Consider the following 12,471-nt stretch of genomic DNA (forward strand, 5'->3'; position numbering starts at 1 on the left):
ATTTTTTTTTCTTTCAAAATACTTATTTTTTAATTGAAAACAAGGTTGGTTTAATAAAGAATCGATAGGATTTCACGTTTCCATTAGTGCTTTTGTCGGTGCGCGGCAGATATCTAAAACCTTTAATTTTTACAGAATCCTCCATATTTACCACGACTTGGTGTGGATGCGGTGTTTTCGAAACCGTCCAAGCGGTGGACCAAAAAGTAGATTCCTGTTGGTCGAATATTTTTTCAGCCGAATAGTTTCCTACCGAAACCTCTTCGCTGTCGGCATAGATTATTTTCCATTTGGAACGGTTAATAGGCAAACCATCAACACCTATTAATTCAAATTCGGCAATGCTGCTGCTTTGATCTTTTGGATTTTGGGAATTTAAGGCTTCAAAACAGAAATACTGGCCTTCCAATTCTTTTTTGAAAGTGACTTCTTTCCAGCCCTGACTACTACTTAACTCTCCTTCATCGGAAGGAATTTCAGCGGAAAGATCCAGAGTTTCTCCTTTTTTGCGGTGCAAAAGCGATTCGTCTATCACGATCTTGTCCAAAACAGGAGTCGTGACACCAGAAATTTGGGTGGCCGTGGGCGTTTCCAAATCGAGAACCAAGATTTCGTTTTTTCCTTTTTTCAACCAACATCCCGGCATGTAAAGGGTTTGTTGTGGTCCAATTTTCCAATAACGTCCCAAATTGTATCCGTTTACCCAGACCATTCCTTTGCCCCAAGTACTCATGTCGATATAGGTGTCGCCAGTGGATTTCAAATCAAAACTGGCTTTGTACCAAGCTGGGCCATTGGCTTTTTGCGGTTTGAATTTCAGGTTTTTTTGGAAATCGTAGTCCACCGGAAAATTGTAAACTTCCCAGTTTGTCAAGTTGGTGGTATTGGAAGTGGCAATCATTTCCACTTTTTCGGTAATCCCTTTTCGGTCAATGATGGTTTTGCCGTAATTGACGCGTCCCATCGCTTCCACCAAAATATCAAGGACATCGCCTTTTTTCACGGGAGGTATTTCGATGGTGTTTTCGTCTTTGCGACGATCCAGGTTTCCGATGAGTTTTCCATTGACATAAATGTTTGCCCAATCACGCAACTCGGTAATTTTGAGTTTAAAAGCCGTTTTGCTTTCTGGCAATTGGGTGCGATACAAAATGCGTCCCCAACCTTGATTAAAGGCTTCCATCGATTGTATGGTTTCCGTTTTATTGGCTTTCGGAAGATTTTCGAATAAAGATGCCGACTCTTTAAACGTGATTTTAGGAATCGAAATGGCCGGATAATTTACCGGTGGTTCTGGAATTGTTTCTCCCGGATTCAGGTAGTTTTTCATTAAATCGCGAACAGCATAGAATTTGTCTGTGGGCAATCCAGCCTCATTTATGGGAGCGTTGTAATCATACGAAGCTACCATCGCCCCATACGGTGGCGCATTGGCTCCGCCCCATTGTCCGAAGGAAGTGCCGCCGTGAGCCATGTACAAACTACATGAAATTTTGCGATCCAACATGTCTTTTAAACTGCCGATAAAGCTGTCTATCGAACGGGTTTCGTGAGCACGTCCCCAGTAATCGAACCAACCGGTCCAATATTCGCTGCACATCAATGGTGCTTTTGGATAAATTTCTTTATACTTTTCAAATTGTTTTTCGATGTTGGAACCTGCTCCAAAGTTCAAAGCAGTATAAACTCCTTCAATCTCATAATTGAAGAAATTGGAACTCCAATCACAACGGAACAATTGAACCTTGTCAAATCCTGAAGCACGAACGGCATCACGAACTTGTGACATATAGCTTACATCTTTACCAAAAACGCCATATTCATTTTCGACCTGAACCATGATGATGTTTCCACCATTTTGAATTTGGTACGGAGCCAATTGTTTGCCAACCTGCTTTAGATATTTGATGGAACGTTCCATAAAATAGGAATCGTCTTTGGTACGCACCTGAATATCATTTTTCTTCAACAGCCACCAAGGCAAACCGCCCATATCCCATTCGGCACAAGCATAAGGGCCAGGTCGAACAATGCAATACATGCCATTTTTCTGGATGAGTCGCACAAATTCGGCCACGTCTTTTTGCCCCGTGAAATCAAATTTATCGGGTTGTTGCTCGTGAAAATTCCAAAAAAGATAAATGCAAATGGTATTCATCCCCATGGCTTTGCACATTTGTATGCGCTGTTCCCAGTATTCGCGGGGAATTCTCGGAAAATGTATTTCGCCGGCACGCACCAAAAATGGTTTTCCGTTAAGGAGGAAAGTGTTCTCTGCGGCAACAAATGTTCCCGGCTGTTTCGAAACTTGCGCATTTACCGTCAGTGTCATGAAAATGACGAGGGCCAGAATTAGTTTGGATGTTTTCAATAATCTCATTTTTTATTCAATATTACATTTACTTTGTATTCAACCGAAATGGAAGGTTTTTTAATTTCCAGAAAACTTTTTTTGTCGCCAAAATTAGGCAGTACTTCCTTTTCCAGATAATTCAAATAAGGAGCATCTTTGGCCATTGGCATAAAATAAAAATACATGTCATTTGTCTTCAAGGCTTCCTGAAACTTTTTGAGTCCAATTGTCCAAGGTTTGCTGGTGTAAAGGTCGTCCGTTTGCAACTCTCCGTTCATCATGCAAATGCCGCGATCGCCACGATAATCGAAAGTTATGAAAACATCATTCGCTTTTGACAAATCGAGGCTGCCGGCTTTAAGCACAAAATGGCTGGCGTCTGCCTGAATCAATTGGATTCCTGTTTCAACTTTTGGCACACTCACGCTCCATTCGCTTATGCTTTTCAGTTGCGATTTGGCCTTGGTTATCGTGCCTTCAACTGAGGCAACATTGGCAGAAGCCGGATAAATGGCAAAATCGACATGCTCCTGATTTTTGCTGACCAAGGATAGTTGTTCGCCATTGTCCAATACCAAGGCTTTGCTGATTGCCAATTTTTCATCACCGGTTTTGCCTACTAAATAAGCATTTTCAGCATCGCTATTTGGCAAGACTAAAAACGAAACTCCATTTACCTGAAATTCACTTCTTTTTCCAGTTGAAAAAGACACTACCGTATTGCCGTTTCGCACGGAAGTTTTTATTCCATTTCCGGTCACTTTCACCTTGCCTTTGAGCACCATTTCGGGAGCAATCCCGTCAACCGACACCATCACGTTGTACCGTTTATTATTGTTGGTAAAGCTACAAAATGGTTGGACAGTAGCCAAACGAATTTCGATCCCATCATAATTAACATTGAAAGGAAAAATAGCGGAACTGCCGGCTTTCAACGTAAAAGTTCCTGTCTCTGGACATGCAATTACTCCCGATTTAGTGACTACATCAATTTTTAAGCCTTGTAAGTCATTCATTGTCAAATGGTCTTGAAAATTGTGCATGAACAAATAACCCTTGTTGCCATCGCCCCGAACGGAATAACGCAAAGTTTTGTTGTTGTTGGCCTTGATGCTGTCGTTGGTTGTTGGCAAAATTGGATACAGCGGTGCCAAATCGTTGCCATAAGATTTCAGGAAGTAATTTACCAGCTTTAACGGATAGTAACCACTGCTTACATTTCCAAATTCGCCGATGGGAGCCTGGTAATCGTATGATTTATTGTGTAGGCCAGCACCTTCGGTAAAAAAGTAGTTGCCAATGGAAGGCGTGGTTCCGCCGTGATACATGTAAAAACCCAGTCCATTGGTGCCGCTTCCAACAGTTCGAACCATCAAGGGCAAAAAACTTTCGCCTTTTACTTTTGGTCGACGTGAATAAGTGACCGCCATGCCCGTTCCCAATTCGGCAGCCAATGACGGATATAAATTCACGTCATAACTCACGGGTGAATAATCGGGTTTTTGATGAATATTTTTGAACAAATAAAATGGGGAAGGCCTAATGCTGGATTCCCAAAACGGATAAGCATATCCAGCCATCACCGGAATGGAACCTTTTTCGACAATAGTTGCAAAACCCCAACCGGTTGCCGTGTAAATGGGGGCAACAAGTCCCGCTTTGAGAGCCAATTTCTTGAGCGTTTTCATGTGGTCGCGTCCTTCGTCGGCAAATTCGTTACCCAGGTTGTTGATGCCAACTCCATCCTGGATAATCTTTTTATCACGTCCTGCAACAGTGCGCTCTTTGGGAGCATCTTGATAGGTAAAACCCCAAGGAGCAGTCGAATGCTGGTATTCGTTTTCCAATTGTACCCCAATAATGGGACCGCCATCTTTGAACATCAATCCTTTTAATTGTTGGCCAATTTCTTGATACAATCGGTTGGTGTAGAACAGATAGGCTGGGTCATTGCTTCGAACATCTATCGGGCGACCGTAAAGCCAATCGGGAAGACCTCCATTACGGATTTCGCCGTGAGCGAAAGGACCAACGCGCATTAGTACATCCAATCCATTTTGGGCACACAATTCCGTGAAACGACGAACATCCAAATCGCCAGTCCAATCGAATTTGCCTTCCTTGAATTCGTGCATGTTCCAGAAAACATAGGTTGCCACCACCGTAATTCCGCCGGCTTTCATTTTTTTCAATTCCTCGTCCCAATATTGGTGCGGATAACGACTAAAATGAAACTCCCCGATAACGGGAATAAAAGGTTTTCCGTTTTTTTCGAGATAAAAACTGTTTACGGAAATTTCTTCACCAACGGGATTTTTGCCTCCCAAATCGAGATGGCCACGAGTCACGTCGGTGCGGACTTTAGTTATGTCAATGGTGTAATTATTTTGGGCAGATAACGAAAATGCTACAAACAGCAATGCTGAAAGTAATGCGTAGAATTTTTTATGTGTCATTTCTGTAATAAATTAAATGATGGAATTGATTGCTAAATGTACCTGTACTCCCTGATGGTTTACATCCATTTTTGCCGCTTCTTGCAGATGTTTCTTTGCTTTGTCCATTTCTCCTAATCCTAAATTTCCCAAGCCGAGCATGTAATGACAATGGATTTTGTTGCGGAAAGTTAAATCATCCTCCCAAATTAACAAGTCTGGCAATGATACCGCAAAGTAATCCAGTTTTATGGTGTTATCCAAATGCTTTTCTCCAAAACCAACCAGTTTGTTAAACCTGATATTGGCCTCATTCGGCAATCCTAATTTCAGCAATGCCAATCCTTGGTAAAATATTTTGTCGGGTTTTTGATCATTGTAAAAAATGGCTGCCGCAGGTTCTGAATTTCCGTCTTTGGCCAACTCCCAGTATTTTCGAGCTTCATCCATTTGTTCCAATCCTTCGTAAGCACAGCCCAACCAATAATGGAAATCATTTTCTTGTGCTCCCGAAAGTTTGCCTTCACCCAAATTGTGCGGGTATTCCAGACATTCGTTCAATAATTTTATGGCAGGTTCAAATTCTTTTTTGGATAAATGTTGTTTCGCCAATTCCACGCGTGCCAATTGGTATTGTGCCGGTACTTTTCCTTCGCCGCCTTCCCAAGGATGGAAAATTCGATGGTCAATTAATTCAATGGCTTTAGCATAATTTCCAAGCTGGTTGCACAAAGTGGCATATTCCAGATACACATCATCCCGTTGGGTCACCAAATTGAAGTGTTTTTCCAAAAAGGAGAATCGTTCTGCATGGGGTTTGCAAAGACGCTTGTGCAATTGATCCAGCTCCATCAAGATGCGGGAATCTGTGGTGTCCAAAGAAAAGGCTTTTTCCAGGTATTGAACCGCTTTTTCTTCCTGTTGCAATTTATTGAAATAAGCCAATGCCAAATTTCTGATTACAGTTGGAAATGTACCGTCTATGGCTGCCGACTTTTCCCAGTTGGCAATGGCTTCAGGATATTGGCGCTTGTCGTACCATAAATTGCCCAAATAATAAGGTGCTTTCGAATCTTTTGGATTTACTTTTTGTGCCACTTCCAATGCAAGTATGGCTTCCAAACGATTTGGAAAACAGTATTCCGGTGCATGATTCGCCGCTGTTTCAAACACGGCTTTGGCGTCTTTGTTGGCCAAATTCAACGCCCAACCCATATAATAATAAGTCATCGGAGTGGTTGGACAAACCTTGATTCCCTCTTCCAATAACTGGACGGCTTCATCGTACATTCCGGCAGCCACATAATCCAATGCCATGGCCTCGTAATTATGGATTTCGCCACGCATCAGTTGGTGCATTTCTTCCAAAACAGCAACCGAATTTGTAATAAGGTATTCTTCAAAACGACACCCAAAATTGAACAAGTCGATTTTCAAGGAATCTGCTATCAGTGCCAAAGCTTCTTTTTCCGTTCCTAATTTTCGCAAAATAGCCGTCTTCAAGGCACGTGCTTTGTGGTTGTGCCAATTCCGTACCAATGATTTGTCAATTTCGTGAAGTGCATTGGTTAGATTGTCCTTTTTGCATGAAATTTGGGCACAACCAAAATAGCCGGCATCCTGCATCGCGGCATTCCAACAGGATTTATAGAAAGCATCATACCCTTCCTTGTTTTTGCCTTGATATTGTAGCGCCAAACCTAAATTATAATGAGGTTCACCGTCATAAGGGTTTGGATTGCGTTGCAATTGGGTGTCAATTGCGGCATTGAAATACTTTTCGGATTCGGCAAACTTTCCACGGCGAAGCAACCAAAGCCCCATAGCATTGTTGTTTCTTACGTCGGACGGGTCTCTTTTCAAGGCTTCCAAGTAATAATCGGTGGCGATGTAAGTGGCGTGTCGGTATTGTTCTAAATGCAAGCCGGTAAGATACAATTGCTCGCAAGTTGGTGTTTCTTCAGGGGAAAAAGCCGCTTTGGCGGGTTCTGGAGTTGGTTTTGCCTCTTGTTCTTCAGATTTTATGCCCAAAAGTTCTCTTCCGTTTTCGGAATAGACCATTAATTTTAAATCGATGAAAGCAATATCTCCAACCAAAATTTCGCGTTCATAAACTAACTCAGGACTTAAATCCAGGGTTTCATCCAAAAATCCTTCCAATACTATTCTGATCTTTTTCTGCAAGGAGGTGGCAAAAATCTTCACAATGGCTTTGTCTCCTTCTTTGTCAAGGTTCAAAAGCAAATCTTGCGAAGCATTTTTCACCACGCCCAGTTCGCGATACGGCAGAAAATATTGGGTAAATGTTTTTTCTTCATAGGGTTGCATCCAACTGAAATCGGGTTGGTTGTCGGTAAAAACGCCCGCCATCAATTCGATGTAAGGTCCGTCTTCATCGGTAAGATTTCTGTCCCAGGCTTTTCCAAAATCGCCATTTCCCCAAGTCCATTGTTTTTTTCCGGGCGAAATATGATGATTGGCAACGTGCAGCACACCGGCTTTGGTGTCATTTTCGTAACCGCCCACAAAGTTAAAATCCGAGTTGATGGCCATATACGAAGTGGGAACTGGAATATTTTTATAGTTTGAAATGTCTATACCAGCGGAATAATCCACTTTATAATAAGTTCCCGTGGCAATCGGAAATGTGGACACGTCTCTTTTTCCATGGTCGAAAACGGCGTGCACATCCGGAGGAAAAACCGATTGATAATGCTCATTTACCGCCACGGCAGGATTCGCCCACCACAAAAAAGTTTGCGGAACGGGAGTTGGATTATACAGTTTTCCCTTGATTTCCAGATAGGCTTTTCCGGGATGCAAAGTGAATCCCGCCATTCCTTTTTGGTGGAACATTTTTTCGTTTTCGCTTACCCAAACTGTAATGCTGCCATCGGCATTGTTTTCTATGGTGTGATCCACCGGCAAAAACGTGCTGGGACGATGGTGTTGTGGCCAGTTGAACTCTATTCCACCAGAAATCCAAGGACCGGTAAGTCCCACCAATGCAGGCTTGATCACCTGATTGTAATAAATAAAATGACGTTGCTTGATTTTGTCGTAAGCCATTTGCACACGCCCACCCAACTCGGGTAAAATCATCACCTTGATGTATTCATTTTCCAGATAGACAGCTTTATAAATCTTGTCCTGTTTCTCGTCTTCAATCTTTTCTACAACGGGATAAGGATAAACAACACCGCTACTGCCTTGATACACTCTTTTTTCAAGAAAGATTGGGTTTTTTTCGGGTTTCCCGATTTCGTATGTAGGGATGATTACATCCTCTTGCCAAGCTTTAACACTCATTTTTTTATTTTTACAATTACTTAATTTTCTTGTTTCTATCTCAACTGGATATCGGATTGATAACCATTCCAGTTGAAGTACTCCCTTTTAATTTTGTACTGGTTTCTCTTCGGAATAAAACGCTTTCAATATATACCACGCTTTTTTCTTTTCGCCTTTATCCGAAAGCAATCCTTTTCGATTCCATCCTTTTTGGAAAGTGGGGTGCAAGCGAAGAGGCGATTGGAAATCGGCCAAAATCCACGGACAAGTGCCACGCAAAATGGAATTCGTTTCAGCATCGTGATCTGGTCTTTGTAAAATTGCTCCATGTATTCTTCACTCCACGAACTGGCCACATCTGCCGGCCCATGATTATCGTACAAGGCTTCACAGCCAAATTCACTCATGATTACCGGTTTGTTGTAGCTCGATACCCATTCAATTTCCGACGGTGATTTGAACCACGGTTTATACCAACCGATATATTCATTGATGCCAATCACGTCTAGCGAGTTGATAAGATCGTCCTCAATAATAACTTTGTTGTCTTTATATTTTATGTTATTGAAAGCCGCAGAAATAAGCCGAGTATTGTCAATGCTTCGGCAAAGGGTTGCCATGTCGGCAATGGCTTGGGTTCGATTCTTGGATCCTTGTGGTGTTTCGTTGGCCATGCTCCAAGTGATAATGGAACAACGGTTTTTGTCGCGTCGCACTATTTCTTTCATTTGCAAATTCATCAGCTTTTGCGTTGGTTCTTTGTCAAAACTAATCGACTGGAAAACGGGAACTTCTTCCCAAATCATGAAGCCCATGCGTTCAGCCATTCGCACCATGTTTTCGTTGTGGGGATAATGGGAAGTTCGTATAAAATTGCACCCCAGTTCTTTGGCCCAAGTAAGGAGAATAAGTGCGTCCGATTCGGAAAAGGCACGACCCCTGCGTTGCGGTATTTCTTCGTGAATGTTGACACCTTTCAGAAAGACCGATTCTCCATTGAGCAGAATGTCGACACCTTTGGTTTCAATGCTGCGAAATCCAATTTCTTCAGAAACTGCATCGCTATCACAGCTAATATTTACTTTATACAATTTTGGGTTTTTCGGACTCCAAAGCGATAATTTTGCCGAAAATTTTACCACTGCATATCCTTTGGCATTGGTTTTTAAAGTCAAGTTGATTTTTGCTTCCGGGATTTGTACTTCAACTTGCTGGGCCGAGGTTACTCCAGCCAATTTCACATATCCTGACACTACATTTTTCGACCCTTTTTCCAATTGAATAAAATAATCGTCGATATAAACCGAAGACGTTTCCACCAATCTCACGTCACGAGTGATGCCGCCGTAGTTCAACCAGTCGTAACCCGTTGCCGGCACACCATCTTTTTGTCGCTCGTTGTTGACGCGCACAATAATCGAGTTTTCACCGTTTTTTATCTTGTCGGTAATTTCAAATTGGAATGGGGTGAAGCCCCCCTCGTGACTACCAATTTTTTCGTTGTTCAAAAAAACGTCGGTAATGTAATTTGCTGCATCAAAATACAGGAACAAGCGCTTGCCGGATTGTTTCTGGGCCACGAAAGTTTTCTTGTACCAAATGGTGGATTCGTAGTTTTTAAGTTCCGGCAATTGCGAATTGATATCGCCGGGAACATCAAACACTGGGCCTCCATCGAAGGAGTATTCGTAAAATTCAGATTTTTCAACAGGCTTTTTGTCTTTGTACAAAGCCTTCCAGGACTTTATTCCTACGTCGTATGGATCAATGATGACTTGCCATTTACCGTTGAGACTTGTCTGCTTGCGATCTGGAATATTGGTCATGAAATCCTGTGCCGAAAGAAATGCGCACTTCAATAGAACCAAAAGTATTAAAAGTTTGCGATCATGTTTTTTCATGGAAATGGATATTGATATGCTGATTAAATGTTGTTTTTTGTGAAGAAATCATAGATGTTACTTGACCAATTCACTCTCGATTTCTTCCAATGTTTTCCCTTTGGTTTCAGGCAGTTTTCTCAAGATAAAGAAGAATCCGAGAATACAAATTCCGGCATACACCCAGAAAGTTCCGGCTGCACCGAACGATTTGTTGAGTAATGGAAAGGTGTAGGTGAGAATAAAACAGGCAATCCACAAGGCGAACGTGGACAAGGCCATGGCTGCACCACGCACCCGGTTAGGGAAAATTTCGGAGAGAATTACCCAAGTTATGGGTGCCAACGACATCGCATAAATGGCAATGGCCACTACCACCAACGAAAGAACGGCCACCCCTTTCAACTCAAAATAAAAGGCAGAACCCAGAAGCAAATACGTGATAGCCAAACCGGATGCCCCGAAGACCATCAGTTTTTTACGCCCCCATTTATCGACAGTAAACATGGCAACAAGCGTAAACACGAGATTTACCGTTCCGGTTATCACAATATTGAACAGCGTGTCGCTTACGCCATAACCTGCGGCAGTAAAAATCTCTTCGGCATAATTAAAAACGGTATTGATTCCGCACCATTGTTGGAAAACAGCAATGACAATTCCAATCAGCAGCACGTTGCGGAATTTAGGATTGAGCAGTGCCTTGAAATCCATTTTCTCGGTCACATCGTTCAAGGTTGCCTGTATGTTGGCCATTTCTTCACGGGCATATTCTTCGCCTCCTATTTTATTCAGGGTAGGGAACGCTTTTTCTTGTTTGCCGGCTTTCATCAACCAACGAGGACTTTCAGGAAGGGTAAAAGCCAGTAAAAGGAATACTACCGACGGCATTGCACATGCAAAAAACATCCAACGCCAACCCATTTGCCCATTCCATGAAGCGCGAATGAATTCGTCGGTCACTCCTGCAGGAACTTTTTCGGCAATAAGCAAGTTGACAATTTGTGCCGCAAGAATACCGATGACAAGGGTCATTTGGTTGAGTGAAACAAAGCGCCCCCTTAAATGGGAGGGAGCGACTTCGGCAATATACATGGGCGAAAGTGCCGATGCCAAGCCAATTCCCACACCACCAATTATTCTGAAAACAACAAATAGTAGATAAGTTGAAGCCCATCCAGTGCCCAAAGAAGCCACCGTAAACAAGAAGGCAGAAAGCAATAACGGCCATTTTCGTCCGAACTTGTCACTGATTACGCCGGATACAACCGCACCCAAGATACAACCAATCAAGGCAGAACTCATCGCCCAGGCTTGCAGGTTTGCCGATGTGGTAATGTCGAAAAAACGCTCGTAAAACGGTTTTGCACCACCGATTACCACCCAGTCATAACCGAAAAGCAATCCGCCCATGGCAGAAACCATGGAGATGGCAAATAAATAGAAATTGTTGAATTGTTTGTTTTGGTTCGTCATAATATAAGCTTTGTGGTTTTGTTAATTAATCAAACAAAAATACATGTAGCAATTCATTAATAAATAGATTATATATTGAAATAAATGGATTATCTTACGACCTTGATTCTATTTCGGCAATATTAACCTGTTTATAATGAATAATACAACGACACCCAAAATCAAGGCCGGTTTCCTTGGACAAACCATGGTGGTTTTGGATCCCGACAAGAAAAGAAAGCTGGTTTCCAATCTTTTTTTTCGCAACCTTTTCCCTGATGCCATTGGTTATTTTCCAAATGCAAAACATCACAACCGGTCTAGAAAGAACGGGATCAACGAATACATACTATTATACTGTTTGGCAGGAGAAGGCTGGATTAAAATCAACGGAAAAACGATACCGCTAACTCCCAATACGGGTTTCATTATCCCTGAAAACACGGGTCACAAATATGGAAGCTCCTTAAAAGATGCTTGGAGTATTTATTGGGTTCATTTTGAAGGCGATTATGCCGCAACACTTTACAAACGCTTCTCGACCTCCAATGATGCAGCCATCAAGATAGCATTTGACGAAAGTCGAATTACTCTGTTGAACGAAATAATCACACTTTTGGAAAGTGATTTTACCGATGAAAAAGTTGAACTAACCCACTTTAAGTTAATCGCATTTTTGAGTTCTTTATGTTATTCAAATACCTTGAACAGCAATGTCGATGATAAAATAAGTCATTCCATCGCATTCATGAAAGTCCATTTGAGCGAAATTTTGACCATCGAACTGTTGGCAAACCAAGCTTGCTATTCCATTTCCAGGTATTCGGAACTCTTCAAACAAAAAACAGGCTATTCACCCATTCAATTTTTTATCCGGTTAAAAATTCTAAAATCTTGTGAGTACCTTTATTTTACAAATCTCAACATCAAGGAAATATGCAAAGAAGTGGGTTTTGACGACCCTTATTATTTTTCGCGAATGTTCAAAAAGCAAATAGGCGTTTCTCCGAGCGAATACCGCAAGAAGAAAAAAGACTAAATTTATTTTGGTTTAGGT

6 protein-coding genes are annotated in these 12,471 nt (G+C 41.9%); 1 reads left to right on the forward strand and 5 read right to left on the reverse strand.

The features are described 5' to 3' along the window. Positions 1-22: 22 nt before the first annotated feature. The 5 genes from BUC16_RS06575 to BUC16_RS06595 all read right to left on the reverse strand — a co-directional run bounded on the left by BUC16_RS06575 (position 23) and on the right by BUC16_RS06595 (position 11,435). Complete coding sequence (locus BUC16_RS06575) at positions 23-2,380, reverse strand: beta-galactosidase (protein WP_073369109.1); 2,358 nt, start codon at positions 2,378-2,380, stop codon at positions 23-25. Then, the gene (locus BUC16_RS06580; RefSeq protein WP_073369111.1) at positions 2,377-4,809 is read right to left on the reverse strand and encodes a beta-galactosidase; all 2,433 of its coding nucleotides are present in this window, start codon (positions 4,807-4,809) and stop codon (positions 2,377-2,379) included. The genes BUC16_RS06575 and BUC16_RS06580 overlap by 4 nt, the downstream gene beginning before the upstream one ends. Before the next feature lie 12 nt (positions 4,810-4,821). Next, on the reverse strand, positions 4,822-8,097 hold the full coding sequence (locus tag BUC16_RS06585) for a DUF5107 domain-containing protein (protein ID WP_073369113.1): 3,276 nt from the start codon (positions 8,095-8,097) through the stop codon (positions 4,822-4,824). 125 nt (positions 8,098-8,222) lie between these two features. Beyond that, positions 8,223-9,980, reverse strand: a complete 1,758-nt coding sequence (locus tag BUC16_RS06590) for a glycoside hydrolase family 2 protein (protein WP_211517976.1) — start codon at positions 9,978-9,980, stop codon at positions 8,223-8,225. A gap of 57 nt (positions 9,981-10,037) precedes the next feature. Then, on the reverse strand, positions 10,038-11,435 hold the full coding sequence (locus tag BUC16_RS06595; protein WP_073369115.1) for a sugar porter family MFS transporter: 1,398 nt from the start codon (positions 11,433-11,435) through the stop codon (positions 10,038-10,040). Between the two features lie 136 nt (positions 11,436-11,571). Here BUC16_RS06595 and BUC16_RS06600 point away from each other — a divergent pair, with 136 nt between their 5' ends. After that, on the forward strand, positions 11,572-12,453 hold the full coding sequence (locus BUC16_RS06600) for an AraC family transcriptional regulator (RefSeq protein ID WP_073369117.1): 882 nt from the start codon (positions 11,572-11,574) through the stop codon (positions 12,451-12,453). Positions 12,454-12,471: the final 18 nt, after the last annotated feature.

Origin of the sequence: Flavobacterium fluvii, from assembly GCF_900129545.1 — a bacterium.
GTDB classification, from domain to species: domain Bacteria; phylum Bacteroidota; class Bacteroidia; order Flavobacteriales; family Flavobacteriaceae; genus Flavobacterium; species Flavobacterium fluvii.

Coding starts and splice junctions, on each gene's coding strand:
- BUC16_RS06585 (WP_073369113.1), bottom strand. CDS start 8,097: ATGAGTGTTAAAGCTTGGCAAGAGGATGTAATCATCCCTACATACGAA.
- BUC16_RS06600 (WP_073369117.1), top strand. CDS start 11,572: ATGAATAATACAACGACACCCAAAATCAAGGCCGGTTTCCTTGGACAA.
- BUC16_RS06580 (WP_073369111.1), bottom strand. CDS start 4,809: ATGACACATAAAAAATTCTACGCATTACTTTCAGCATTGCTGTTTGTA.
- BUC16_RS06595 (WP_073369115.1), bottom strand. CDS start 11,435: ATGACGAACCAAAACAAACAATTCAACAATTTCTATTTATTTGCCATC.
- BUC16_RS06590 (WP_211517976.1), bottom strand. CDS start 9,980: ATGAAAAAACATGATCGCAAACTTTTAATACTTTTGGTTCTATTGAAG.
- BUC16_RS06575 (WP_073369109.1), bottom strand. CDS start 2,380: ATGAGATTATTGAAAACATCCAAACTAATTCTGGCCCTCGTCATTTTC.